At 58.3% G+C, this 25218-nt stretch carries 20 protein-coding genes, 2 tRNA genes and 3 rRNA genes; 6 read left to right on the top strand and 19 right to left on the bottom strand.

Annotated features, from left to right (window positions below; translation table 11 throughout):
* Positions 1-31: 31 nt before the first annotated feature.
* The 14 genes from rrf to mrcB form a co-directional block, all read right to left on the bottom strand.
* Positions 32-147, bottom strand: a 5S ribosomal RNA gene (gene rrf / locus J2Y83_RS24280).
* Between the two features lie 157 nt (positions 148-304).
* Positions 305-3195 (bottom strand): 23S ribosomal RNA (locus tag J2Y83_RS24285).
* Positions 3196-3442: 247 nt separating this feature from the next.
* Positions 3443-3518, bottom strand: a tRNA-Ala gene (locus tag J2Y83_RS24290).
* Positions 3519-3545: 27 nt separating this feature from the next.
* A tRNA-Ile gene (locus J2Y83_RS24295) sits at positions 3546-3622 on the bottom strand.
* Between the two features lie 82 nt (positions 3623-3704).
* A 16S ribosomal RNA gene (locus tag J2Y83_RS24300) occupies positions 3705-5241 on the bottom strand.
* Together the 16S, 23S and 5S rRNA genes with 2 tRNA genes alongside form the textbook arrangement of a ribosomal RNA operon.
* Before the next feature lie 544 nt (positions 5242-5785).
* A complete protein-coding gene (gene msrQ / locus J2Y83_RS24305) occupies positions 5786-6406 on the bottom strand; it encodes a protein-methionine-sulfoxide reductase heme-binding subunit MsrQ (protein ID WP_253399088.1) in 621 nt (206 codons plus the stop codon).
* A complete protein-coding gene (gene msrP, locus J2Y83_RS24310; RefSeq protein ID WP_017847455.1) occupies positions 6406-7419 on the bottom strand; it encodes a protein-methionine-sulfoxide reductase catalytic subunit MsrP in 1014 nt (337 codons plus the stop codon). The genes msrQ and msrP overlap by 1 nt, the downstream gene beginning before the upstream one ends.
* 63 nt (positions 7420-7482) lie before the next feature.
* Positions 7483-8340: a CDP-diacylglycerol--serine O-phosphatidyltransferase gene (gene pssA / locus J2Y83_RS24315; protein WP_247405517.1), complete on the bottom strand. Its 858-nt coding sequence runs from the start codon at positions 8338-8340 to the stop codon at positions 7483-7485.
* Between the two features lie 144 nt (positions 8341-8484).
* Positions 8485-9501, bottom strand: coding sequence for a ketol-acid reductoisomerase (gene ilvC, locus J2Y83_RS24320; protein WP_003212125.1), 1017 nt, complete (start codon positions 9499-9501; stop codon positions 8485-8487).
* Positions 9502-9548: 47 nt separating this feature from the next.
* Positions 9549-10040 carry an acetolactate synthase small subunit gene (gene ilvN, locus J2Y83_RS24325; RefSeq protein ID WP_003176102.1) on the bottom strand — a complete coding sequence of 164 codons (492 nt, stop codon included), beginning with the start codon at positions 10038-10040 and terminating at the stop codon, positions 9549-9551.
* Between the two features lie 2 nt (positions 10041-10042).
* Complete coding sequence (locus tag J2Y83_RS24330) at positions 10043-11767, bottom strand: acetolactate synthase 3 large subunit (protein WP_247405519.1); 1725 nt, start codon at positions 11765-11767, stop codon at positions 10043-10045.
* 431 nt (positions 11768-12198) lie between these two features.
* On the bottom strand, positions 12199-12528 hold the full coding sequence (locus tag J2Y83_RS24335) for a YqcC family protein (RefSeq protein WP_253399090.1): 330 nt from the start codon (positions 12526-12528) through the stop codon (positions 12199-12201).
* Positions 12528-13262, bottom strand: a complete 735-nt coding sequence (locus tag J2Y83_RS24340) for a tetratricopeptide repeat protein (protein ID WP_253399092.1) — start codon at positions 13260-13262, stop codon at positions 12528-12530. Before J2Y83_RS24340 ends, J2Y83_RS24335 begins: the two co-directional genes overlap by 1 nt.
* A gap of 16 nt (positions 13263-13278) precedes the next feature.
* A complete protein-coding gene (gene mrcB, locus J2Y83_RS24345; protein WP_253399094.1) occupies positions 13279-15603 on the bottom strand; it encodes a penicillin-binding protein 1B in 2325 nt (774 codons plus the stop codon).
* 118 nt (positions 15604-15721) lie between these two features.
* Between mrcB and J2Y83_RS24350 the strand changes: the two genes are divergently transcribed.
* The 3 genes from J2Y83_RS24350 to J2Y83_RS24360 all read left to right on the top strand — a co-directional run bounded on the left by J2Y83_RS24350 (position 15722) and on the right by J2Y83_RS24360 (position 18191).
* Positions 15722-17278, top strand: coding sequence for an AAA family ATPase (locus J2Y83_RS24350; protein WP_253399096.1), 1557 nt, complete (start codon positions 15722-15724; stop codon positions 17276-17278).
* A 92-nt stretch (positions 17279-17370) separates the two neighbouring features.
* On the top strand, positions 17371-17715 hold the full coding sequence (locus tag J2Y83_RS24355) for a pentapeptide repeat-containing protein (protein WP_247402307.1): 345 nt from the start codon (positions 17371-17373) through the stop codon (positions 17713-17715).
* Between the two features lie 203 nt (positions 17716-17918).
* Entirely contained in the window at positions 17919-18191 is a 273-nt protein-coding gene (locus tag J2Y83_RS24360; protein ID WP_247402305.1) for a TfoX/Sxy family protein, read from the top strand.
* 239 nt (positions 18192-18430) lie between these two features.
* Here the strand turns inward: J2Y83_RS24360 and J2Y83_RS24365 are convergent, their stop codons facing one another.
* From J2Y83_RS24365 to J2Y83_RS24375, 3 genes are read right to left on the bottom strand one after another with little or no spacing between them, the layout of a single operon-like run.
* Positions 18431-19198: a heme ABC transporter ATP-binding protein gene (locus J2Y83_RS24365; RefSeq protein WP_253399104.1), complete on the bottom strand. Its 768-nt coding sequence runs from the start codon at positions 19196-19198 to the stop codon at positions 18431-18433.
* Entirely contained in the window at positions 19198-20235 is a 1038-nt protein-coding gene (locus J2Y83_RS24370) for a FecCD family ABC transporter permease (RefSeq protein ID WP_253399106.1), read from the bottom strand. Before J2Y83_RS24370 ends, J2Y83_RS24365 begins: the two co-directional genes overlap by 1 nt.
* Complete coding sequence (locus J2Y83_RS24375; protein ID WP_253399108.1) at positions 20232-21110, bottom strand: heme/hemin ABC transporter substrate-binding protein; 879 nt, start codon at positions 21108-21110, stop codon at positions 20232-20234. The genes J2Y83_RS24370 and J2Y83_RS24375 overlap by 4 nt, the downstream gene beginning before the upstream one ends.
* A 156-nt stretch (positions 21111-21266) precedes the next feature.
* Between J2Y83_RS24375 and J2Y83_RS24380 the strand changes: the two genes are divergently transcribed.
* A complete protein-coding gene (locus J2Y83_RS24380) occupies positions 21267-21584 on the top strand; it encodes a Rieske (2Fe-2S) protein (protein ID WP_247399824.1) in 318 nt (105 codons plus the stop codon).
* Here J2Y83_RS24380 and sfsA read toward each other — a convergent pair.
* Complete coding sequence (gene sfsA / locus J2Y83_RS24385) at positions 21581-22294, bottom strand: DNA/RNA nuclease SfsA (RefSeq protein WP_253399110.1); 714 nt, start codon at positions 22292-22294, stop codon at positions 21581-21583. The two genes, J2Y83_RS24380 and sfsA, sit on opposite strands and share 4 nt — an antisense overlap.
* On the bottom strand, positions 22294-23466 hold the full coding sequence (locus J2Y83_RS24390; protein ID WP_253399112.1) for a pyridoxal phosphate-dependent aminotransferase: 1173 nt from the start codon (positions 23464-23466) through the stop codon (positions 22294-22296). Before J2Y83_RS24390 ends, sfsA begins: the two co-directional genes overlap by 1 nt.
* 321 nt (positions 23467-23787) lie before the next feature.
* Between J2Y83_RS24390 and dksA the strand changes: the two genes are divergently transcribed.
* Together dksA and gluQRS are read left to right on the top strand one after the other, a co-directional pair.
* On the top strand, positions 23788-24231 hold the full coding sequence (gene dksA, locus J2Y83_RS24395; protein ID WP_247399809.1) for an RNA polymerase-binding protein DksA: 444 nt from the start codon (positions 23788-23790) through the stop codon (positions 24229-24231).
* 84 nt (positions 24232-24315) lie between these two features.
* Positions 24316-25203: a tRNA glutamyl-Q(34) synthetase GluQRS gene (gene gluQRS, locus J2Y83_RS24400; protein WP_253399114.1), complete on the top strand. Its 888-nt coding sequence runs from the start codon at positions 24316-24318 to the stop codon at positions 25201-25203.
* Positions 25204-25218 lie beyond the last annotated feature (15 nt).

Genomic DNA, 25218 nt, shown 5'->3' on the forward strand with positions numbered 1-25218 from the left:
TGCGTAAGCAAACAGGGGTTCTGGAATTTAATCTTGACGATGACCTACTCTCACATGGGGAAACCCCACACTACCATCGGCGATGCATCGTTTCACTACTGAGTTCGGGATGGGATCAGGTGGTTCCAATGCTCTATGGTCGTCAAGAAATTCGGGTACTGAGTCGCGGCCAGCTGGCCTCGCTTCAGCAAATTGGGTATGTGATAGCTTTCGGTGTTTTGTAAGAGTCGAACTTTCGGTTCGTTTCGTCTTCACACACCGCAATCTGATGCTCTTTCGAGTAGTCAAATTGCTTGGGTGTTATATGGTCAAGCCTCACGGGCAATTAGTATTGGTTAGCTCAACGCCTCACAGCGCTTACACACCCAACCTATCAACGTCGTAGTCTTCGACGGCCCTTCAGGGGACTCAAGGTCCCAGTGAGATCTCATCTTGAGGCTAGTTTCCCGCTTAGATGCTTTCAGCGGTTATCTATTCCGAACATAGCTACCCGGCAATGCCACTGGCGTGACAACCGGAACACCAGAGGTTCGTCCACTCCGGTCCTCTCGTACTAGGAGCAGCCCCTCTCAAATCTCAAACGTCCACGGCAGATAGGGACCGAACTGTCTCACGACGTTCTAAACCCAGCTCGCGTACCACTTTAAATGGCGAACAGCCATACCCTTGGGACCGGCTTCAGCCCCAGGATGTGATGAGCCGACATCGAGGTGCCAAACACCGCCGTCGATATGAACTCTTGGGCGGTATCAGCCTGTTATCCCCGGAGTACCTTTTATCCGTTGAGCGATGGCCCTTCCATACAGAACCACCGGATCACTAAGACCTACTTTCGTACCTGCTCGACGTGTCTGTCTCGCAGTCAAGCGCGCTTTTGCCTTTATACTCTACGACCGATTTCCGACCGGTCTGAGCGCACCTTCGTACTCCTCCGTTACTCTTTAGGAGGAGACCGCCCCAGTCAAACTACCCACCATACACTGTCCTCGATCCGGATAACGGACCTGAGTTAGAACCTCAAAGTTGCCAGGGTGGTATTTCAAGGTTGGCTCCACGCGAACTGGCGTCCACGCTTCAAAGCCTCCCACCTATCCTACACAAGCAAATTCAAAGTCCAGTGCAAAGCTATAGTAAAGGTTCACGGGGTCTTTCCGTCTAGCCGCGGATACACTGCATCTTCACAGCGATTTCAATTTCACTGAGTCTCGGGTGGAGACAGCGCCGCCATCGTTACGCCATTCGTGCAGGTCGGAACTTACCCGACAAGGAATTTCGCTACCTTAGGACCGTTATAGTTACGGCCGCCGTTTACCGGGGCTTCGATCAAGAGCTTCGCGTTAGCTAACCCCATCAATTAACCTTCCGGCACCGGGCAGGCGTCACACCCTATACGTCCACTTTCGTGTTTGCAGAGTGCTGTGTTTTTAATAAACAGTCGCAGCGGCCTGGTATCTTCGACCGGCATGAGCTTACGGAGCAAGTCCTTCACCCTCACCGGCGCACCTTCTCCCGAAGTTACGGTGCCATTTTGCCTAGTTCCTTCACCCGAGTTCTCTCAAGCGCCTTGGTATTCTCTACCCAACCACCTGTGTCGGTTTGGGGTACGGTTCCTGGTTACCTGAAGCTTAGAAGCTTTTCTTGGAAGCATGGCATCAACCACTTCGTCATCTAAAAGATAACTCGTCATCAGCTCTCGGCCTTAGAATCCCGGATTTACCTAAGATTCCAGCCTACCACCTTAAACTTGGACAACCAACGCCAAGCTGGCCTAGCCTTCTCCGTCCCTCCATCGCAATAACCAGAAGTACAGGAATATTAACCTGTTTTCCATCGACTACGCTTTTCAGCCTCGCCTTAGGGACCGACTAACCCTGCGTCGATTAACGTTGCGCAGGAAACCTTGGTCTTTCGGCGTGGGTGTTTTTCACACCCATTATCGTTACTCATGTCAGCATTCGCACTTCTGATACCTCCAGCAAGCTTCTCAACTCACCTTCACAGGCTTACAGAACGCTCCTCTACCGCATCACCTAAGTGATACCCGTAGCTTCGGTGTATGGTTTGAGCCCCGTTACATCTTCCGCGCAGGCCGACTCGACTAGTGAGCTATTACGCTTTCTTTAAAGGGTGGCTGCTTCTAAGCCAACCTCCTAGCTGTCTAAGCCTTCCCACATCGTTTCCCACTTAACCATAACTTTGGGACCTTAGCTGACGGTCTGGGTTGTTTCCCTTTTCACGACGGACGTTAGCACCCGCCGTGTGTCTCCCATGCTCGGCACTTGTAGGTATTCGGAGTTTGCATCGGTTTGGTAAGTCGGGATGACCCCCTAGCCGAAACAGTGCTCTACCCCCTACAGTGATACATGAGGCGCTACCTAAATAGCTTTCGAGGAGAACCAGCTATCTCCGAGCTTGATTAGCCTTTCACTCCGATCCACAGGTCATCCGCTAACTTTTCAACGGTAGTCGGTTCGGTCCTCCAGTTAGTGTTACCCAACCTTCAACCTGCCCATGGATAGATCGCCCGGTTTCGGGTCTATTCCCAGCGACTAGACGCCCTATTAAGACTCGCTTTCGCTACGCCTCCCCTATTCGGTTAAGCTCGCCACTGAAAATAAGTCGCTGACCCATTATACAAAAGGTACGCAGTCACCTAACAAGTAGGCTCCCACTGCTTGTACGCATACGGTTTCAGGATCTATTTCACTCCCCTCTCCGGGGTTCTTTTCGCCTTTCCCTCACGGTACTAGTTCACTATCGGTCAGTCAGTAGTATTTAGCCTTGGAGGATGGTCCCCCCATATTCAGACAAAGTTTCTCGTGCTCCGTCCTACTCGATTTCATGACTAAGAGATTTTCGCGTACAGGGCTATCACCCACTATGGCCGTACTTTCCAGAACGTTCCGCTAATCTCAAAGCCACTTAAGGGCTAGTCCCCGTTCGCTCGCCACTACTAAGGGAATCTCGGTTGATTTCTTTTCCTCAGGGTACTTAGATGTTTCAGTTCCCCTGGTTCGCCCCTTACACCTATGTATTCAGTGTAAGGTAACCATCTTATGATGGCTGGGTTCCCCCATTCAGACATCTCCGGATCAAAGTCTGTTTGCCGACTCCCCGAAGCTTTTCGCAGGCTACCACGTCTTTCATCGCCTCTGACTGCCAAGGCATCCACCGTATGCGCTTCTTCACTTGACCATATAACCCCAAGCAATCTGGTTATACTGTGAAGACGACATTCGCCGAAAATTCGAATTTCTCAATTAAGAGAACTCACAAATTTTACCTTAGCCTGATCCGTTACCAGTGAAAGTAACGTTCAGTCTATCTTTCTATCACATACCCAAATTTTTAAAGAACGATCTAATCAAAGACTAGAAATCAACATTCACCATCATCACGATGGAATGCTCATTTCTAAGCTTTCAAACTTCAGAAGCAGTAGTGGTGGAGCCAAACGGGATCGAACCGTTGACCTCCTGCGTGCAAGGCAGGCGCTCTCCCAGCTGAGCTATGGCCCCGTATTTCTACAGGTTCCCACACAAAATTGGTGGGTCTGGGCAGATTCGAACTGCCGACCTCACCCTTATCAGGGGTGCGCTCTAACCAACTGAGCTACAGACCCAATTTCGGGCTGCTTCTTATCGTCTTCTTCAATGAATCAAGCAATTCGTGTGGGAACTTATGGAGCAGCTGATGTCGTCGATTAAGGAGGTGATCCAGCCGCAGGTTCCCCTACGGCTACCTTGTTACGACTTCACCCCAGTCATGAATCACACCGTGGTAACCGTCCTCCCGAAGGTTAGACTAGCTACTTCTGGTGCAACCCACTCCCATGGTGTGACGGGCGGTGTGTACAAGGCCCGGGAACGTATTCACCGCGACATTCTGATTCGCGATTACTAGCGATTCCGACTTCACGCAGTCGAGTTGCAGACTGCGATCCGGACTACGATCGGTTTTCTGGGATTAGCTCCACCTCGCGGCTTGGCAACCCTCTGTACCGACCATTGTAGCACGTGTGTAGCCCAGGCCGTAAGGGCCATGATGACTTGACGTCATCCCCACCTTCCTCCGGTTTGTCACCGGCAGTCTCCTTAGAGTGCCCACCATGACGTGCTGGTAACTAAGGACAAGGGTTGCGCTCGTTACGGGACTTAACCCAACATCTCACGACACGAGCTGACGACAGCCATGCAGCACCTGTCTCAATGTTCCCGAAGGCACCAATCTATCTCTAGAAAGTTCATTGGATGTCAAGGCCTGGTAAGGTTCTTCGCGTTGCTTCGAATTAAACCACATGCTCCACCGCTTGTGCGGGCCCCCGTCAATTCATTTGAGTTTTAACCTTGCGGCCGTACTCCCCAGGCGGTCAACTTAATGCGTTAGCTGCGCCACTAAGAGCTCAAGGCTCCCAACGGCTAGTTGACATCGTTTACGGCGTGGACTACCAGGGTATCTAATCCTGTTTGCTCCCCACGCTTTCGCACCTCAGTGTCAGTATCAGTCCAGGTGGTCGCCTTCGCCACTGGTGTTCCTTCCTATATCTACGCATTTCACCGCTACACAGGAAATTCCACCACCCTCTACCATACTCTAGTCAGTCAGTTTTGAATGCAGTTCCCAGGTTGAGCCCGGGGATTTCACATCCAACTTAACTAACCACCTACGCGCGCTTTACGCCCAGTAATTCCGATTAACGCTTGCACCCTCTGTATTACCGCGGCTGCTGGCACAGAGTTAGCCGGTGCTTATTCTGTCGGTAACGTCAAAACAATCACGTATTAGGTAACTGCCCTTCCTCCCAACTTAAAGTGCTTTACAATCCGAAGACCTTCTTCACACACGCGGCATGGCTGGATCAGGCTTTCGCCCATTGTCCAATATTCCCCACTGCTGCCTCCCGTAGGAGTCTGGACCGTGTCTCAGTTCCAGTGTGACTGATCATCCTCTCAGACCAGTTACGGATCGTCGCCTTGGTGAGCCATTACCTCACCAACTAGCTAATCCGACCTAGGCTCATCTGATAGCGCAAGGCCCGAAGGTCCCCTGCTTTCTCCCGTAGGACGTATGCGGTATTAGCGTCCGTTTCCGAACGTTATCCCCCACTACCAGGCAGATTCCTAGGCATTACTCACCCGTCCGCCGCTCTCAAGAGAAGCAAGCTTCTCTCTACCGCTCGACTTGCATGTGTTAGGCCTGCCGCCAGCGTTCAATCTGAGCCATGATCAAACTCTTCAGTTCAAACATCTTTGGGTTTTTAAGAAACCCTAAACTTGGCTCAGCAATCGTTCGTTACATCTTTGATTTCTCGCGGAGTAACTTGTGATGCTGATAATCTTGTTGACTATCAGTCTGACTCCACAAGCACCCACACGAATTGCTTGATTCAGTTGTTAAAGAGCGGTTGGTTAAGATCTTTCGTCTCAACCGAGGCGCGCATTCTACAGCAGCCTCATTTGCTGTCAAGTGATTATTTTCAGAAGTTTTCAAAGTTTCCTTTGTAACTTCAACCACTTGCGCTTCCGATCTCTCGTTAGCGGGAGGCGAATTCTACAGCGTTACACGCTGCTGTCAACACCTCTTTTTCTCCGCTTTCGACCGAGAAGATCGAAACGTTAATAGAGCCAAACAACACTGCTCCACCAACTCCCTCCAGGCTTCGATGAACTGAAGCGGGCCGCTGTCGAATCTCGCATAACTCTTTGTTTACCAAGGAGTTTTCCGTTTCGACTGCGCCGGAAGTGGGGCGAATTATAGACGTCCAGGATTTGCCGTCAAGACTTAATTACGCTTTTGTTGCAGAAGGTGCTTTTTTCGCAATAAGACGCGGAATTCGCCGCATTACCGGCGGTATCCGCAGGGTGAGAAGCAACGCGCCTATAGAAGCATAGATAGCCCACTCCTTCAGATCAGCCCGCACGATCCACAACATATGCAGCAAGCCGAGACCAAGCACCCCATACACCAGGCGATGCAACTTCTTCCAGCGGCTACCCAACCGACGCTGGCTGTAGCGATTCGACGTCAGCGCCAGCACCAACAAAGACAGGAAACCCAGGGCCCCCACAATAATGTAGGGGCGCTTACTCAATTCCACCCCCAGTTGCGACCAATCCAGCCCCAGGACAAACACACAATATGCCGCCAGGTGCAGCACCACATAAGCAAAGCACCACAACCCCAACTGCCGCCGCACCGCGATCCACCCCGCCCAACCGCTCAACTTCTGCAACGGTGTCATCGCCAGGGTAATCAGCAGCAGGATCAACGTGCCCAAGCCCAACCGATCAACCAGCACCTTGCCCAGGTCCGGCCCCAAGGCAGAACGCCATGCCTCATACAGCCAGAGCAACGGCCACACCGCCGCAGCGATAAACACGCCGATGCGCCAGAAAGGGAAACGCATCAGTAGTTCTTCCGCAGATCGAGGCCGGTATACAGAGCCGCCACTTCATCCGAGTACCCGTTGAACATCTGCGTCTCGCGTACATTCGGGCTGAACAGGCCACTCGGCAAGCGCCGTTCACGCGCCTGCGTCCAACGGGGGTGATCGACCGTAGGGTTCACATTCGCATAAAACCCATACTCATTCGCCGCAATACTCTGCCACGTGGTTTTCGGCTGCTCACTCACAAGACTGATACGCACGATGGACTTCACGCTCTTGAAGCCATACTTCCATGGCACCACCAAACGCAGCGGCGCGCCATTCTGGTTAGGCAACTCGCGCCCATACATCCCCACGGCCAGAATCGCCAAAGGGTTCATCGCTTCATCCAGACGCAGCCCTTCTACATAGGGCCAATCGATCAAGCCGAAACTTGAGCGCTGGCCCGGCATGCTTTTGGGGTCCTGGAGTGTTTCGAAGCGGATGTACTTGGCTTTGGAGGTCGGTTCAACCTGCTTGAGCAACGCCGAGATTGGAAAACCCATCCACGGAATGACCATCGACCACGCTTCCACACAGCGCAGACGATAGATTCGCTCTTCCAATTGATAAGGCTTCATGAAGTCTTCCAAAGCATAACGCCCCGGCTTTGCGACCTCACCATCGATCACCACACTCCAAGGTTCGGTCTTGAGTGAACCCGCATTCGCCGCCGGGTCGCCCTTGTCCGTGCCGAACTCATAGAAGTTGTTGTAGTGGGTCGCGTCCTTGAACGGGGTGATGGCTTCGTCCTTGACGGTTACCGCCTGCCATTTCGTCCCCGGCAGTTTTTCGGCAAACCAGCCTGGCGCCTTGCCTGGCTCGACATCCGCATACCGCGCGGCATCGTCCGCACTGGCCCAACGCGGCAAGCTGCTGGCGGCAACACCGGCCAGCGCACCACCGAGCAAGCTACGGCGAGACAAGTAGAAGGATTCGGGGGTGACATCCGATTCATGACAATCGGACGCTTTGGGCAATTTGATTAACATGGCAACTCCGCAGCATTGGAGAACTGATGCACCAATAGACTGCGGAGTATGGGGGAAATTACATTAAGGCAACGTTTTGTCCCGGCGCAGTTGCAGCAGATACTGAATCGGCCCGGAAGCGGCATAGACCAGGAACGCCAGCAGCAAAATACGCGGCGGATCACTGAAGACCACGGCGAACACCAGCACCACCACAAGGATAGCCACGAAAGGCACACGCCCCTTGAGGTCGAGCTCCTTGAAGCTGTTGTACTTGATGTTACTGACCATCAGCATGCCGGCGGCCGCAACCATCAAGGCCACCAGGAACGACATCTTCGACCCCTGGATGCCGTAGTCACTGAACGCCCAGACGATACCCGCCACCACGCCTGCAGCAGCAGGGCTGGCCAGGCCAATGAAGTAACGCTTGTCGGCGGTACCCACCTGGGTATTGAAGCGTGCCAGGCGCAATGCGGCGCCCGCGACATAGATGAAGGCCACCATCCAGCCGACCTTGCCCATATCACCCAAGGCCCAGGCAAACGCCAGCAGCGCAGGCGCGACACCAAAGGCAACCATGTCCGACAGCGAGTCATACTCGGCACCGAAGGCACTTTGGGTGTTGGTCATGCGCGCCACGCGCCCATCGAGGCCGTCGAGCACCATGGCGACGAAGATCGCGATCGCCGCAAAACCGAAGTACTTGCTGGCACTCACCGCATCACCCGCCGCCAGCGCGCTCTGGGCGCTCATGGAGTTGATGATGGAGTAGAACCCGGCAAACAGGTTCGCCGTAGTGAACAGATTGGGCAGGAGATAGATACCACGATGCCGGACCTTGCGGCCTTCCGCATCGTGCCCTTCTTCGACATGTTCATCGATAGGTAGCAGGCTATCGGCGTCAGAAGCCTGGTTTGGCTCTTCGGGACGTTCGCTCATGGACTTTACCTTGCAACGGTGTGAAAAAATTCGACAGATACTTGCGGCGAGTGTTCGCCCGCAAACGATGCAGCTTTATACCAGAACCAGCCACCCAAACGAAAAAACGCGGCCTAAGCCGCGTTTTCTGTTGATGCATCCGACTTAGTTTTTGGCTTTGTCGACGATCTTGTTGGCACCGATCCACGGCATCATGGAGCGCAGTTGCTCGCCGATGATTTCGATACCGTGAGCGGCGTTGTTACGACGCTTGGCGGTCATCGAAGGGTAGCCGGTAGCACCTTCGCTGATGAACATTTTGGCGTATTCGCCGTCCTGAATGCGTTTCAGGGCGTTGCGCATGGCCTGACGGGACTCGGCGTTGATCACTTCCGGGCCAGTCACGTACTCGCCGTATTCGGCGTTGTTGGAGATCGAGTAGTTCATGTTGGCGATACCGCCTTCGTACATGAGGTCCACGATCAACTTCAGTTCGTGCAGGCATTCGAAGTAGGCCATTTCCGGCGCGTAGCCGGCTTCAACCAGGGTTTCGAAACCGGCTTTGACCAGTTCAACGGTACCGCCGCACAGAACGGCTTGCTCGCCGAACAGGTCGGTTTCGGTCTCGTCCTTGAAGGTGGTTTCGATGATGCCGGTACGACCGCCACCGACGCCAGCAGCGTAGGACAGCGCAACGTTCTTGGCGTTGCCCGATGCGTCTTGGTAGATCGCGATCAGGTCAGGGATACCGCCGCCTTTGACGAACTCGGAACGCACGGTGTGGCCCGGAGCCTTCGGCGCGATCATGATCACGTCGAGGTCAGCGCGTGGCACGACTTGGTTGTAGTGAATCGCGAAGCCGTGGGAGAAGGCCAGGGTGGCGCCCTTCTTGATGTTCGGCTCGATTTCGTTCTTGTACAGCGCGGACTGGAACTCATCCGGGGTCAGGATCATGACCAGGTCGGCAGCGGCAACGGCGGAAGCAACGTCAGTCACTTTCAGGCCATGGGCTTCAGCCTTGGCAACAGTGGCCGAGCCTTTGCGCAGGCCAACAGTCACGTCAACGCCGGAATCTTTCAGGTTGCAAGCTTGCGCGTGGCCCTGGGAACCGTAGCCGATGATGGCGACTTTCTTGCCCTGGATGATCGACAGGTCACAATCTTTATCGTAATAAACTTTCATGAGGTTCCTCTATATATCCAGGCCTTAAGGCCATTCACTAATTTGGGTTAGATGCTGAGTACTTTGTCGCCACGGGCAATCCCGGTGACACCACTGCGTACGGTTTCCAGAATCGAGGCCGTCCCGATCGACTGGATGAAGCTGTCCAGCTTGTCGCTTGTACCGGTCAATTGCACGGTATAAACGCTGGCGCTCACATCGACGATCTGCCCGCGATAAATGTCGGTAGTCCGCTTGATCTCGGCACGTTGGGCACCCGTGGCCTTGACTTTAACCAGCATCAGCTCGCGCTCGATGTGGGCGCTTTCCGACAGGTCGACCAGCTTGACCACTTCGATCAGCTTGTTGAGGTTCTTGGTAATCTGCTCGATCACCTCATCGTGGCCCACGGTGGTCAACGTCAGACGCGACAGGGTCGGGTCTTCGGTCGGTGCCACGGTCAGGCTTTCGATGTTGTAGTTGCGTTGCGAAAACAAGCCGACAACACGAGACAGAGCGCCGGGTTCGTTCTCCAGAAGCAGGGAGATTATGTGCCGCATGATTAAGTACGCTCCGTCTTGTTCAGCCACATGTCGCGCATAGAGCCGTCTTTGATCTGCATCGGGTAGACGTGCTCGCTGGTATCCACCTTAATATCGATGAACACCAGGCGATCCTTCATGGCGAACGCTTCTTCCATCTTCGGCTTCAGATCTTTCAGATCGGTGATGCGAATACCGACGTGGCCGTAAGCCTCGACCAGTTTGATGAAGTCCGGCAGCGATTCCATGTAGGAATGGGAGTGACGACTACCGTAGCTCATGTCCTGCCATTGACGAACCATGCCCAACACGCCGTTGTTCAGGCACACGATCTTCACCGGAAGGCCGTACTGCAGGCACGTCGACAGCTCCTGGATGTTCATCTGGATGCTGCCTTCGCCGGTGACGCATGCAACGTCGCTGTCCGGGAAGCTCAGTTTGACACCCATGGCCGCAGGGAAACCAAAGCCCATCGTGCCCAGGCCACCGGAGTTGATCCAGCGGTTAGGCTTGTCGAACTTGTAGTACTGCGCGGCGAACATCTGGTGCTGGCCCACGTCGGAGGTCACAAAAGCATCGCCCTTGGTCACTTCGCACAGGGTCTCGATCACGGTTTGTGGCTTGATGATGCTGCCGTCGCCCTTGTCATAAGGGAACAGGCCGCGGTCGCCGCGCCATTCGTCGATCTGCTTCCACCAACTGGCGACAGATTCCTTGTTCGGCGTCTCGCCGATTTCCTTCAGCGCAGCGACCATTTCGGTCAACACGCTTTCCACCGGACCTACGATCGGTACGTCGGCCTTGATGGTCTTGGAGATGGACGCCGGGTCGATGTCGATGTGGATGATCTTGGCATTCGGGCAGAACTTGCTCGCGCCGTTGATCACCCGGTCATCGAACCGCGCGCCCACGGCCAGGATCACGTCGGCGTGGTGCATGGCCAGGTTGGCGGTGTAGCTGCCGTGCATGCCGAGCATGCCGACGAACTGACGGTCCGTCCCCGGGAATGCGCCGAGGCCCATCAGGGTGTTGGTCACCGGCAGGTTGAGCAACTTGGCCAGTTCGGTCAACGGTGCGGAACCGCCGCCCAGAATCACGCCACCGCCCGAGTACAGCACCGGGCGCTTGGCCGCCAGGAGCATTTCTGCCGCCTTGCGGATTTGCCCCGAGTGCCCACGAACGGCCGGGCTGTAGGAACGCAGCTTGGCTTTCTTCGGGAAGACGTATTCGAATTTCTCAGCCGGGTTGGTCATGTCTTTCGGGATATCGACCACCACAGGGCCCGGGCGACCGGACTGTGCGAGGTAGAACGCCTTTTTCATGACTTCCGGGATTTCCGAGGCATGCTTGATCATGAAACTGTGTTTCACGATCGGCCGGGAGATACCGATCATGTCGGTTTCCTGGAATGCATCGGTACCGACCATGGTGCTAGCCACCTGACCGGAAATGATCACCATCGGGATGGAGTCCATATAAGCAGTCGCGATGCCGGTAATGGCATTGGTTGCGCCTGGGCCGGAGGTTACCAGTACCACGCCGGCTTTACCGGTGGCACGGGCATAACCGTCAGCCATATGGGTTGCAGCCTGTTCGTGGCGAACCAGGATGTGGGTAACCGCCGGTTCCTTGAACAGTGCGTCATAGACATGCAGCAGAGCACCACCCGGGTACCCGTAGATATAGTCAACGCCTTCGTCACGCAAAAAGCGGACGAGCATCTCACCGCCAGATAAAAGCTCCACGTTGTTCACCTCTAAAACGCCAGAATACCGTCCGTTAAAAACCGACGGGTCTTAATAGGTTTACTTCTCAACAGAGCATGAGCGACGGTGGTCGCCGACTACGTCAGCACTGACTGAGCAAGTATTGGGATCGTCCCAAGTGTTGCGGGCTCTTCCCACCCAGCGCGAGGTAACGCGTTGCGGGTGTAACAGGTCGGCGCGGATGTGCGCCTCATGATCTGCTGAGCGGGCCTGCTTCTGGCAGTCCCGATACAGCGGACTTTGGATTCTTCTGTTTCAGGCCCTTCAAGTCAAGCAATAATTGCGCTTTTTTCCAACTAAGCGCATGAGAACGCAGAAGAAAGGGCTTTGAGGAGGGATAAAACTCGCCTGAATGTCGTCAAGCGGTAGAAATGTGCGCAAGACTGCCGGAAAAACCGGCAGCCAGGCAATTAACGAGCGTCGACGATCAATTGGTCGAACTTTTTCAGCGCATTGCGCAAACCCTGGCTTTCCAGCGGCCGGTTGGCGTAGACCATCTCGGCCATCTCCATGATCCCGGAAGCATTCGGCAATGGCAGATCCTGTTCGAGGATTTGCTTCATGCGTATGAGGAAGATCCACTGCAGCCACTGATGGAAGTCCAGGGTGTCGACCGAAAAGGGCTCGACACTGCTGAGCGCCTCGGCGCTGGGGGACACCTCGTCCCACCACCCCTGCAGGCGCAATTCGCGCTCAATCAGCAACAGCTGTTCGGCAATCGCTGGAAAACGCACATCCATCAGAGGCTGACCTTGGCTTTTTGCCGAGCCTGGGCGGCACCGGCAGCGTCGCCTTGTGCGGCACGCGCATCACCGATCAAGGCCCACAGGCTGGCCTGCAGGTCAGGACGGCCGTTGGCCAGGGTCAGGCCACGCCGGGCAAACTGTTCGGCTTGCGGCGCATCGCCCTGGGCCATGCGCACCTGGGCCAGGCGATACAGCACCTGCGGTTCGCGCGGGGCCACGCGCTGGGCGCGCTCGAGGCTCGACGATGCACCGTTCAAGTCGCCACCGGCCTGCTGTTGCTGGGCAGTGGTGAGCAAGGCCAGTACCGGGCCGTCCAGTTGTTCGTCAGCCGACAGGCCGCCGGAGCTGGAGGACGACGGAATGCCGCTTGGCGTCGACGGCATGGTGTACGTGTTCTGGTTGATCGGTGCCGCCTGGACCGGCGCGGAGTCAATCGGCCCCGACGTGCTTGGCCCTGGCGTCCACGGCTCGGCGCTGATTGGCGCCGATGTCGCGGAGCCGGCGCCAGGCACCATCACCACCACACCCGAATCCTGCGGCACGGCGCGGGTCGCGGCCTGGGTAGGACGCTTGGTCACGGTCTGGCGGAAACCGCCATTGGCCGAGATCCGATCACTATTGGAGACGGCCGTGCCCGAGTCCACCACGGGAATGGAGCCGCGCTGAACGCTGGAGCAACCGCCGAGCAAAGCCAGAGCTGTAATAGCTGGAATCCACCACTTGTTCACTTGAAACCCTCTTTGCTTAATTCATCCAGCCCTTGACCCAATCCATCACCGATTCCGCGCTCGCAGGGGCACTGCCGCCGCATGCGGCACCGGGTGGTGGTTCGCTGCCGCGAATATACGGCATCTGCACCGCGCCCGGACAGTTGGCATCGGAGCCCTGGCCGGTGTGCGGATCAATCCAGGCCAGCACGACGTTGTCCGGCTGCGGCATGCTCAGCGGCAGCGGATCGGCCTTGCGCATGAAACTGGTCCAGACCTGCAATGCACCGGTCGCCCCGGTGAACGGCGTCTTGCCGTTGTCATCACGCCCCAGCCAGACCACAGCCAGCACATCCTGACCGAACCCGGCGAACCAGCTGTCACGCGAATCGTTACTGGTGCCGGTCTTACCCGCCAGCGTCAGGTTGGAGGGCAGGACCTTGTACACAGAACTACCGGTGCCTTCGCGCATCACGCGCTGCATGGCGTTCTGGATCAGGTAGATGGAGCCCGCATCGAAGCGCTGCTGAATCTGGAACGGATAGCGCTTGAGCGGCTCGCCTTCGGCCGTCAGCACGCTGCGAATCCCGCGCATCGGCGTGTTGAAACCACCGTTGGCGAGGGTCTGGTACATGGTCGCCACTTCCATCGGCGTCATGGCACCGGCGCCCAGAAGGATCGACGGAAAGGCCGGGAATTCACGGGTGATGCCCAGGCGTGCCAGCGTCTTGAGGACGTTCGGCACACCCACGTCAAGCCCCAGGCGCGAGGTCGAGATGTTGTAGGAATGCGCCAATCCCTGGTACAGGAACACCGTACCGTGGGAACGACGATCAAAGTTCTGCGGCGTCCATACCTGGCCGTCGGCACCTTTGACCGACAGCGGGTCGTCTGACAGCCAACTGGTCAGGGTGTATTTGCTTGGTTTTTCCAACGCCGTCAGGTACACCGCCGGCTTGACCAGCGAGCCGATCGGCCGCACCGCATCCAGCGCACGGTTGAAGCCGGCAAAACTGGCCTGGCGACTGCCGATCATGGCCTGGACTTCACCGGTTTCCGGGTTGGTCACCACCATGGCCGCTTCAACTTCGTCGGAACCCTTACGCCCCGCCAGACGCTTGAAGGTGTCGTTGACCGACGCCTCGGCTTTCATCTGCAGGATCGGGTCGAAACTGGTGAAGATCCGCAGGCCTTCCTCGGTCAAGTCTTCGTCGCGGTAGTCTTCACGCAACTGGCGTTTGACCAGGTCGATAAAGCCTGGGAAGGAGCTGTCCGCCAGCTTGCCGCGAGTGGTCACACCCAGTGGCATTTTCTTCGCAGCGGCAACCTGTTCAGCCGTGGCGACGCCCTGCTGCTCCAACACATCAAGCACCAGATTACGCCGCTCAAGCGCCCGTTCAGGGTTGCGCCGCGGGTTGTAGTAGGACGGCCCCTTGACCATGCCTACCAGCAACGCGACCTGATGCAACTTCAGCTCGGACAGCGGCTGGCCGAAGAAAAACTGGCTGGCCAGCCCGAAACCGTGGACCGCGCGCTGGCCGTCCTGGCCGACGAACACCTCGTTGAGGTAGGCCTCAAGGATTTCCTGCTTGCTGTAATGCAACTCCAGCAGCATCGCCATCATGGCTTCAGTGAGTTTACGGGTCAGGCTGCGCTCGTTGGTGAGGTAGAAGTTCTTCACCAACTGCTGGGTCAGCGTACTGCCGCCCTGGGTCATTTTGCCGCCGGAGGTGTTGACCCAAATCGCACGGGCGATGGACTTCGGCGACACGCCCCAGTGGCCGTAGAAATCGCGGTCTTCCACGGCGACCAGGGTTTCGAGCAGGTACGGCGGCACCTGATCGAGCTTGATCAGGATGCGATCTTCCAGGTTTTTCGGGTAAATCCCGCCGATCATCAGCGGTTCCAGACGCACCACGGGCAGCTTCGAGCCGTTCAGCGACGACAGCTCGGCCACGTAGTCGCCGGAGAAGCGCACGCGCACCGGCTGGGCTTTTTCCAGGCCTTCATAGAACTGGAAGCCGCGGGTGTTCAAGTCCACGGTATTGCCGCTGACGGCGGCAGCGCCGGGGCCATTGCTCACGGGTTCGCGGCGGTAGCCCAAGGCGTCGAGTTCGGTAAGGAAGTCATCCTTGCTCAGCTTCTGGCCGGTGAACAGTTCCAGCGGGCGGGCGTACACCTTGGCCGGAATGGTCCAGCGCTTACCGGAGAATTTTTCCTGGACCACTGCGTCGAGGTACACCGCAAAGCCGGCGAGCACCACAAAGCCCACCAGGCTGAGTTTGAGCACCCAGCCCAGCCACGGGCGCAGGCCGCGGGAAGGAGGTTTTTTACGGGAACGGGGAGATCGGGTTCGAGTCATGGCGGCGGATTATACGCACTTTATTGATGATCAACATGAGCCGGACAGCGGTTTGCACGGCAGGCATCAGCAGCCATAATGCCCGCCATGATTTCCCCCAGACTTTGAAGGATCGCCCGTGAGCCAGTCCCTGATCGCAGCCCTGCAGAACCCGGCTTTATACCCCCATCCAGTTGAAGCGTTCCAAGTCATTGAGACCCATATTTCCTGGGTCATACTGACTGGCCCCTACGCCTATAAGCTGAAGAAACCGATGAACTTCGGCTTTCTGGACTTCACCAAGCTGGAAGATCGGGGGCATTTCTGCAACGAAGAGCTGCGCCTCAACCAGCGTCTGACCGAAGATTTGTATCTTGAAGTGTTGCCGATCACCGGCACGGCCGAAGCCCCGCAATTGGGCGGCGACGGCCCGGTCATCGAATATGCCCTGAAAATGCGTCAATTCCCGCAAAGCCAGTTGCTCAGCACCTTGCAAGCCAACGGTGAGCTGACCAGCGCGCACATCGACGAGATGGCCAAACAGATCGCGCACTTCCACCTCAGCGCACCGAAAGTGCCGCAAGAGCACCCGGCCGGCACCCCCGACGAGGTGATGGCACCCGTGCGCCAGAACTTCGATCAGATCCGCCCGTTCCTCAGCGACAAGGCTGATCTGCTGCAACTCGAAGCCCTGCAAGCCTGGGCCGAAAGCAGCTTCGAACGCCTCAAGCCGCTGCTGGCACAGCGCAAGCTCGATGGTTTCACCCGCGAGTGCCACGGCGATATCCACCTGGGCAATGCCACCTTGATTGATGGCCACGTGGTGATCTTCGACTGCATCGAGTTCAACGAACCGTTTCGCTTCACCGACGTGTACGCCGACACCGGTTTCCTGGCCATGGACCTGGAAGACCGCGGCCTCAAATCCCTGGCTCGCCGCTTCATCAGCCAATACCTCGAACTGACCGGCGACTACCAGGGCCTGGAACTGCTGAACTTCTATAAAGCCTACCGCGCGCTGGTACGGGCCAAAGTCTCGCTGTTCAGCATGCCCAGCGAAGCGAGCCCGGTGCAACGCGCCACCACCCTGCGCCAGTACCGCAACTACGCCAACCTGGCGGAAAGCTACAGCACTATCCCTTCGCGCTTCCTGGCGATTACCCACGGCGTTTCGGCTGTGGGCAAAAGCCATGTGGCCATGCGCCTGGTGGAAGCCTTGGGTGCCGTTCGCCTGCGTTCGGACGTGGAGCGCAAGCGCCTGTTTGGTGAACAACAGGTGGAAAACACGCCACAGGCCGGCATCTACGCTGCCGACGCCAGCGCGAAAACCTACGCACGCCTGAACGAAATCGCTGAGACCGTGCTGCGCGCCGGCTTCCCGGTGGTACTCGATGCGACCTTCTTGAAACGCGCACAACGCGATGCCGCCGCCAAAGTGGCCGAAGCGACGGGCGCGCCCTTCCTGATCCTGGATTGCAACGCGCCGCAGGCCGTTATTGCCAACTGGCTGGCACAACGTCAGGCAGACCAAAACGACCCTTCCGACGCTACACTGACGGTTATTGAAGAACAGCAAGCCCATCGCGAACCCCTGACGGCCGAAGAGCTGCTGCTGAGCAAGCGCGTCGAGACCAATCAAAGCGGAACCCTCGACGCACTGGTTGCGCAAATTCGCCAGCGCCTGCCAGGTCTGTAAGAAAAACTTCTTGGTCGCGTCGTCATCTTAGGCGAGCGGCCAAACAACAGTGGCACTATAATGGCGCCATAAGTCCAACAGGTGTCGCTATCATGAGTCATCCCAAGCTTCTTGATACCCCGCTTTATTCGCTCCTGCACAAAGACGACATTCGCGGTTTCAACCAGGAACGCCCCACAGACGGCGTCATCGACATGCGTGGTGGCGACTTCCGAGGGCTGGATCTGCGCGATCTGAATGCCAGCGGCGTGGATTTCACCGACGCGTATTTCCGTTCTGCCGATTTGCGCGGGCTGGACTTGCGCGAGTGCTCACTGGAAGGCGCGAGCCTGGCCCACGCGCAGATTTCGGGCACCTACTTCCCGCCAGAACTGACAGCCGACGAGATCCTCATGTCGGTCAATTTCGGCACGCGCCTGCGCTACCGCACCAAGTAATACGCTCCCCCCAGCCCCGGTTACGTGCAACACGGACCGGGGACTTCCTGCCTGCCCGGCATAAAACGCTCGCGCCATTCTTATAAGCATTTGCGTCGTTTCTGAGCAAAGAACTACGCTTTTCCTACTGAGCGCTACACTCCTTTTCAGGCTTGCCTGGTCACGACACCCACCGCACCATTCGGCCGTCGCAAGGAGGCTCGATGAACGATGAGCTGCAACACCTGAGAAACCTTGGCAAGACCTCGGCGCAATGGCTGCACGCGGTGGGCATCCACAGTGCGTCAGACCTGCGTCGCCTGGGGGCGGTCGATGCTTATCGAGCCGTGCGCACTCGCGGCTTCCGTGCATCGAAAGTCTTGCTGTATGCAATCGAAGGGGCGTTGATGGATGTGCATTGGAACGACATTCCTGCCGAACGCAAGGAAGCGCTGAACCGCCAATTAGAGGCTATCTCGGCGCGCCAGAAGAATTAGATCGGCGATCCCTCCCAACGCTTAGTGGCATTGCGGACAAGCACTTGAGAAAAGCGGGAGGGCTTGCGAAAACAAATCTTGACTCTTAAATGAGAATCGTTATGATTATCACAACTGGTCGCGAGATCAGCCGATAACTGAAAGACCATTGGTTCGGACTCTCAGATTATCTCCTCATCAGGCTAATCACGGTTATTTGACCCGGCTCTTGCCGGGTCTTTTTTTGCCTATAAAAAGCCTCAGCGAGCAATGATCAACGGATGCCCGCGCTCCGGATGCGGCTGCACCAGTACATCCAGCCCGAATACCGCTTTAAGCGGCTCGGGTCGCAGAACCTGTGCCGGGGTATCCAGCGCATGGGGCCGGCCCTCGTCCAGCAACAGAATCCGGTCGCAGTAACGCGCCGCCAGGTTCAGGTCATGGAGGATCACCAGCACCGCTGCGCCTCGGTCAGCAAAGGTGCGGATCGCCTGCAAGGTCGTGTGTTGATGCAAGGGGTCAAGCATCGAGGTCGGCTCATCCAGCAGCAACGTCTGCCCCGCCTGCCCGGGCCATAACTGCGCCAGCACCCGCGCCAGGTGAACACGCTGACGCTCGCCGCCCGACAATGCCAGGTAACTGCGACCGCTCAAGTGCGCGACATCCGCAGCCTGCAACGCGGCATCGATAATTTCGTCATCCCGCACCCGCCCGGTCTGATGGGGCAAGCGGCCCATGCCGACCACCTCCTCGACACGAAAGGCGAAATCCAGGGTTGAGGCCTGCGGCAACACCGCCAGGCGTTGGGCGCGTTGCGACCCGCTCCAATCCTTCAGCTCATGCTGATCCAGCCACACCGTGCCTTGATCCGGGTGCAGCTCCCCGCACAACGCGCCGAGCAAAGTACTCTTGCCCGCGCCATTCGGGCCCAACACGCCAAGTACCTGGCCAGGCAACAGCTCCAAAGTGACATCCGCCAGTACGGTTTTACGACCGCGACGGATCTTCAGCCCCTCCACTCGCAGCATCAGGCGCGACCTCGTAACAACAGGTAAAGAAAAAATGGCGCGCCAATCAACGCGGTGACAATACCGATCGGCAACTCCGCTGGCGCCAAGGCCAGGCGCGCGACCAGATCCGCCAACAGCAGCAAGCTCGCCCCCGCCAACACCGAGGCGGGTAACAGCACGCGGTGATCCGGCCCCGCCAGCAACCGCACAAGGTGCGGCACCACCAGGCCGACAAAGCCGATCATCCCCGCCGCCGCTACCGCCGCACCTACGCCTAGCGCCGTGCAGAACACCAATTCGCGCTTGAGCCGCTCAACATCAACCCCGAGATGACTGGCCTCGGATTCGCCGAGCAACAGTGCATTCAATGCCTTCGCCCGGCGCGGCAGCCACAACGCCACGCCGGCGCTCACCAGCAGCAACGGCCACAGGCGCGAATAGCTGGCGCCATTGAGGCTGCCCAGGTTCCAGAAGGTCAGCGTGCGCAGGGTGGCGTCATCGGCCAGGTAGGTAAACAAGCCCACCGCCGAACTGGCGAGCGCCGTGAGGGCGATGCCGGCGAGCAGCATGGTGGCGACATGGGTCTGGCCGTTGCGCCGGCCCAGTCGATAGACCAGCGCCGTAACCCCCAACCCGCCAAGAAACGCGCACAACGACAACAGATACGGGCCGAACACCTCCGGCAACCCACCCAGAAACGAGCCACCGACAATAGCGAAGGCCGCACCGAGTGCCGCGCCGCTGGACACGCCGACCAACCCCGGATCGGCCAGCGGGTTGCGAAACAACCCCTGCATCGCCACGCCCGACAAGGCCAATACGCCGCCCACCGCCAGCCCCAGCAATGTCCGCGGCAAACGGATCTGCCCGAGAATCAGCTCCGCCTGCTCCAAGCCGCGGGCCTCGATCGGCACGCCCATCAAGCGCAAGGCCGCCCTGAGCGTATCCAGCAACGGCAAGCTGACCGGCCCCAGCGCCAATGAAAGCCAGATCGCCAGGACGCACAACAGCGTCAGGCCGATAAACAGCGTTCGGGGTTTAACCAGCGTGTTCATGGGGCAGACTTGGCCTGGGACGCATAGAAGTCGGCCGACAACTGCACCAGGCTTTGCGGTAGACGCGGCCCGAGCCCGCCGACCAGCAGCGTGGGGTCTAACTCAAACACCCGCGCATGCTTAGCCGCCGGCGTGGACGCCAGGATCGGATTCTCCTTGAACAACGCCGCGCGCGCCGCCTCGCCGGTCAGCGCGCGGTCGGCAAACACCAGCACCTCGGGGCTCAACCCGGCCAACGACTCCACGGAAAACGGCTTATAACCACTGTGGGTCGCCAGGTTGCGCCCGCCTGCCTGCTGTAGCATCCAGTCAGCCGCCGTGTCTTTGCCGGCGATCAGCGGTTTGCCGCCGGCATTGCCGATTAGCATCAACACCCCCGGCGCCTTGTGCGTGGCCTGGGCCGTGGCGACCCAACGTTTCTGCTGCTCAAGCGCCTGCTCATACCCGGTAAACAATTCGCGGGCTTTGGCCTCACTGCCCAGCAACGCACCCAAGTGCTGAAGGTTACCTTTCAAGGCCGGCAAATCCGGCCGCGCCGAGAACATTTCCACCTGCACACCGGCGCTACGAATCTGTGCCAGTACCGGCGGCGGCCCCATTTCTTCGGTGCCCACCAGAACCTGCGGGCGCAGGCTGAGAATGCCCTCGGCGGACAACTGCCGCTGATAGCCGATGCTCGGCAACGCCTTGAGCGAAGCCGGATGCTGGCTGGTGGTGTCGACCCCCACCAACTTCGACTCACCGCCCAGGGCCGCCACCCACTCCGATAACGCCCCACCGGCACTCACCCAGCGCTGCGGCAGTTGCGAGGCGTGCGCCGCGTGGTTGAGCATCAGTCCGACAACAAGCGCGATAGCGCTGGCACTCAAGCGCATAACAGGGTTTCCTTCCAAGGACGGGGCCGCTGAAACACTCATGGATGTGACAGATGCCCCTTGCCGGGCATCGTACTGAGCGCCCAGTCAGCTAACGGGCGAAGCCTGCATTTGATAATTGTTTGCATTTGAACGTCAAGGCACTTAAGGATTGCAATGAAGTTTCTCTGCCCCTCTGACACTCTCGCCCCTGACAGCAGCCGCGGTTTTGATATCGACGGGCGCAAACTGTTGGCTGTCCGCCGCGACGGCATTGCCTACTTCTATCTCAATCGCTGCCCCCATCGCGGCGTCCCGCTGGAATGGCAGCCCGATCAGTTCCTCGACGCCAGCGCCAGCCTGATCCAATGCGCCACCCACGGCGCACTGTTTCTGATCGAGAGCGGCGAGTGCATCGCCGGCCCCTGTGCGGGTCAAAGCCTCACCGCCCTGCCCGGCCGTGAAGACGAGCAGGGCCTGTGGGTGGAACTCTAGTCGCCGAGCAGCACGTCCAAGCGACGCTCGACGTAAATTTCTTCCGCCGTGACGCGCACGCCATACGCCAATACCTCCACGCCAGCGGCTTTGGCCTCGCGCAGAGCAGCGGCGTAGGCCGCGTCGATTTCCACGGCGGGGCGCACCGCGTCAATCCCCGAGAGGTTGACGCAATACAACTGCACCGCCCGCACGCCATCACGGGCCAGGTGTGCCAATTCGCGCAGATGCTTGGCACCGCGCAGGGTCACGGCGTCCGGGAACGCCGCAATCGAGGTGCCATCAAACCCCAGGGTCACACTTTTGACTTCGACATAGGCCGCCCCCTCGGGGTAATCCAGGCGAAAATCAATGCGGCTTTTCTCTTGGCCGTAAGGCACTTCACGCTTCAATGCGCTAAAGCCGTTGAGCTCGGTGATGACCCCGGCATGCAACGCTTCCTCAACCAGTTGGTTGGCACGCGCCGTATTGACGCACGCGAGGCGGCCTTGAGGCGTCTCGGCAATTTCCCAGGTGCCGGGCAACTTGCGTTTGGGGTCAGCGGAGCGACTGAACCAGACCTGCCCGCCCTCGACCATGCAATTGAGCATCGAGCCGGTATTGGGGCAGTGAATGGTCAACAACTCGCCGGTAACGGTTTCGATATCGGTGAGAAAACGCTTGTAGCGGCGAATCAGCCGCGCCTCTTCGAGGGGAGGATGAAAGCGCATCAGCCCTGCCAGCTCCGCAGGCCGCGGGCGATACGCTCCACCGCCTCTTGTAGCCGATCAAGGTTTTGCGTGTAGGCAAAGCGCACATGGTGACCGGCTTGATAGCGACCAAAATCCAGCCCGGGGGTGAACGCCACATGCTCGGTCTCAAGAAAATGACGGCAGAACGCAAAGGCATCACCGCCGAACGCGCTGATATCGGCGTACAAATAGAACGCGCCTTCCGGTTCGACGGCAATACCGAAGCCCAACTCGCGCAGGGCCGGCAGCAAAAAGTCGCGACGGCGACCGAACTCGGCGCGACGCTCTTCCAGAATGCTCAGGGTTTGCGGGGTAAAACAGGCCAGCGCGGCGTACTGCGCCATGCTGGGAGCGCTGATGTAGAGGTTTTGCGCCAGCTTCTCCAGCTCACCGACCGCATCGGGCGGCGCCACCAGCCAACCCAGGCGCCAGCCGGTCATGCCGAAATACTTCGAAAAACTATTTAAGACGAACGCGTCATCGTCGACTTCCAGCACGCTGGCGGCGTCGGTGCCGTAAGTCAGGCCGTGATAGATCTCGTCCACCACCAAGTGACCGTTGCGCGCCTTGATTGCGCTCGACAACCCCGCCAATTCGTCCCGCGAGAGGATAGTGCCAGTCGGGTTAGCCGGCGACGCGACCAGCGCGCCGACGCTGTCCTGGTTCCAGTGCTTGGCCACCAGGTCGGCGGTCAATTGATAACGCACGTCCGGGCCGACGGGCACCAACTGCGCCGCGCCTTCCACCAGGCGCAGGAAGTGCCGGTTACACGGGTAACCCGGGTCGGCCAACAGCCAATGTTTACCGGGGTCCACCAGCAGGCTACTGGCCAACAGCAACGCGCCGGAGCCGCCCGGGGTGATCAGGATGCGCTCTGGATCCACGCTCAGGCCGTAGCGTTGCTGGTAGAAACCGCTGATGGCATGGCGCAGTTCCGGCAAGCCGCGAGCTGCGGTGTAGCGGGTCTTGCCATTGGCCAGCGCGGCCTGACCGGCCTGGATGATCGGTTCGGCGGTGGTGAAATCCGGTTCGCCGATTTCCAGATGGATCACATCATGGCCTGCCGCTTGCAGCTCATTGGCTCGCGCCAGCAACGCCATGACATGAAAAGGTTCGATGGCGCGACTGCGCGCACTGTAGGGCTGAGCCATTAGCCTTCCTTAACGGTGAGGACAAAAATAGCGATTCTACCGAACCCTCGCGGTAAAACATGCTCTATTGCCTGCTCAGCCATCCAAGATGAGCCCGGCAAGCGCTTGCAAAACGACTAAAATTAACCTTCGAGGCGATTCATACCCAGCCACAGCGGGCTGCGACTGTTTGCAACCCCTGCGTGATGGGCCTCGACAACCGGGAGTGGCGCGCCCTGAATCTATCTGGTAAGTTCGCCCGCTTGCAGCCGCAGGGCCGGCAGGTGTCGGTGACGTTGCAATCCTGCGCAATGGATTAGAAGAGTGAGAGGCGGTCTATTCATGTCCACCCAAGCAAAGCAACAGCAATCCCCAGGCCTCAGCGGCTTCGAACCTTACGTCGAGAAGAAAGGTGAGGAGTACATGGGCGAGCCCATGCGCGAGCACTTCACCAAGATCCTTAACAAGTGGAAACAGGACTTGATGCAGGAGGTCGACCGTACCGTTGACCATATGAAGGACGAAGCTGCCAACTTTCCTGATCCGGCCGACCGTGCGAGCCAGGAAGAAGAGTTCGCCCTTGAACTGCGCGCCCGTGATCGCGAGCGCAAGCTGATCAAGAAGATCGACAAGACGCTGCAGTTGATCAAAGACGAAGAATACGGCTGGTGCGAATCCTGCGGCATCGAAATCGGTATTCGCCGCCTGGAAGCACGTCCGACCGCCGATATGTGCGTGGACTGCAAGAATCTGGCAGAAATCAAGGAAAAACAGGTCGGCAAGTAATCCCTGCCGAACTGAACGAATGGGGCGTACAAACGCCCCATTTTTGTTTCTGGCGTTCAGCGATTTTCCAGTAGTATCCGGCCCATGACAGCCTCTCTCTATATCGGGCGTTTCGCCCCCACGCCCAGCGGCCACCTGCACTTCGGCTCGCTGGTCGCCGCCCTCGCCTCCTACCTCGACGCCCGCGCCAACCATGGCCGCTGGCTGATGCGCATGGAAGACCTCGACCCTCCCCGCGAAGAACCCGGCGCCCAGGCGGCAATCCTGCACGCCCTGGAAAGCTACGGTTTTGAGTGGGACGGTGAACTGGTCCGACAAAGCGATCGGCACGACGCCTACGCTAAGGTGCTGAACGACCTGTTCAACCACGGCCTGGCCTATGCCTGCACCTGCTCGCGCAAACAATTGGAGCCCTACCACGGGATTTACCCAGGCTTGTGCCGCAATGCCGGTCACGACCAGCACGATGCGGCCATCCGCCTGCGCGTCCCAGAGTTGGAGTACCACTTTACCGACCGCGTACAGGGCGAATTCCGACAACACCTGGGCCGCGATGTGGGCGATTTCGTCATCCGCCGCCGCGACGGCCTCTACGCCTACCAACTGGCCGTGGTGCTGGATGACGCCTGGCAAGGTGTTACCGACATCGTGCGCGGCGCCGACCTGCTCGACTCCACGCCACGCCAGTTGTACCTGCAAGAATTATTGGGGCTGCGCCAACCGCGCTACCTGCACGTGCCGCTGATCATCCAGCCGGACGGTAACAAGTTGGGCAAATCCTATCGTTCCCCGCCCTTGACCACGGACCAGGCCACGCCTTTGCTGTTGAGAGCCTTGCGCGCCCTCGGCCAGCAACCCGGCGACGAGCTGCGTCACGCCAGCCCACGGGAACTGCTGGATTGGGGCATTGCCCACTGGGATGCGCGGCTGATCCCGCGCACACTCACGCTGGCCGAAGCACAGTTGCACTGAAGGCGCTTGCAGCCG

It is taken from the genome of Pseudomonas marginalis, assembly GCF_024169655.1.
Classification (GTDB): Bacteria; Pseudomonadota; Gammaproteobacteria; order Pseudomonadales; family Pseudomonadaceae; genus Aquipseudomonas; species Aquipseudomonas paraveronii.

What these genes read in the sequence shown, in the direction of transcription:
- J2Y83_RS24375 (WP_253399108.1), bottom strand. Translation starts at nt 21,110, where the DNA reads ATGCGCTTGAGTGCCAGCGCTATCGCGCTTGTTGTCGGACTGATGCTC.
- msrP (WP_017847455.1), bottom strand. Translation starts at nt 7,419, where the DNA reads ATGTTAATCAAATTGCCCAAAGCGTCCGATTGTCATGAATCGGATGTC.
- J2Y83_RS24360 (WP_247402305.1), top strand. Translation starts at nt 17,919, where the DNA reads ATGAACGATGAGCTGCAACACCTGAGAAACCTTGGCAAGACCTCGGCG.
- J2Y83_RS24370 (WP_253399106.1), bottom strand. Translation starts at nt 20,235, where the DNA reads ATGAACACGCTGGTTAAACCCCGAACGCTGTTTATCGGCCTGACGCTG.
- gluQRS (WP_253399114.1), top strand. Translation starts at nt 24,316, where the DNA reads ATGACAGCCTCTCTCTATATCGGGCGTTTCGCCCCCACGCCCAGCGGC.
- J2Y83_RS24390 (WP_253399112.1), bottom strand. Translation starts at nt 23,466, where the DNA reads ATGGCTCAGCCCTACAGTGCGCGCAGTCGCGCCATCGAACCTTTTCAT.
- J2Y83_RS24380 (WP_247399824.1), top strand. Translation starts at nt 21,267, where the DNA reads ATGAAGTTTCTCTGCCCCTCTGACACTCTCGCCCCTGACAGCAGCCGC.
- J2Y83_RS24335 (WP_253399090.1), bottom strand. Translation starts at nt 12,528, where the DNA reads ATGGATGTGCGTTTTCCAGCGATTGCCGAACAGCTGTTGCTGATTGAG.
- msrQ (WP_253399088.1), bottom strand. Translation starts at nt 6,406, where the DNA reads ATGCGTTTCCCTTTCTGGCGCATCGGCGTGTTTATCGCTGCGGCGGTG.
- pssA (WP_247405517.1), bottom strand. Translation starts at nt 8,340, where the DNA reads ATGAGCGAACGTCCCGAAGAGCCAAACCAGGCTTCTGACGCCGATAGC.
- J2Y83_RS24355 (WP_247402307.1), top strand. Translation starts at nt 17,371, where the DNA reads ATGAGTCATCCCAAGCTTCTTGATACCCCGCTTTATTCGCTCCTGCAC.
- mrcB (WP_253399094.1), bottom strand. Translation starts at nt 15,603, where the DNA reads ATGACTCGAACCCGATCTCCCCGTTCCCGTAAAAAACCTCCTTCCCGC.
- J2Y83_RS24365 (WP_253399104.1), bottom strand. Translation starts at nt 19,198, where the DNA reads ATGCTGCGAGTGGAGGGGCTGAAGATCCGTCGCGGTCGTAAAACCGTA.
- ilvN (WP_003176102.1), bottom strand. Translation starts at nt 10,040, where the DNA reads ATGCGGCACATAATCTCCCTGCTTCTGGAGAACGAACCCGGCGCTCTG.
- dksA (WP_247399809.1), top strand. Translation starts at nt 23,788, where the DNA reads ATGTCCACCCAAGCAAAGCAACAGCAATCCCCAGGCCTCAGCGGCTTC.
- sfsA (WP_253399110.1), bottom strand. Translation starts at nt 22,294, where the DNA reads ATGCGCTTTCATCCTCCCCTCGAAGAGGCGCGGCTGATTCGCCGCTAC.
- ilvC (WP_003212125.1), bottom strand. Translation starts at nt 9,501, where the DNA reads ATGAAAGTTTATTACGATAAAGATTGTGACCTGTCGATCATCCAGGGC.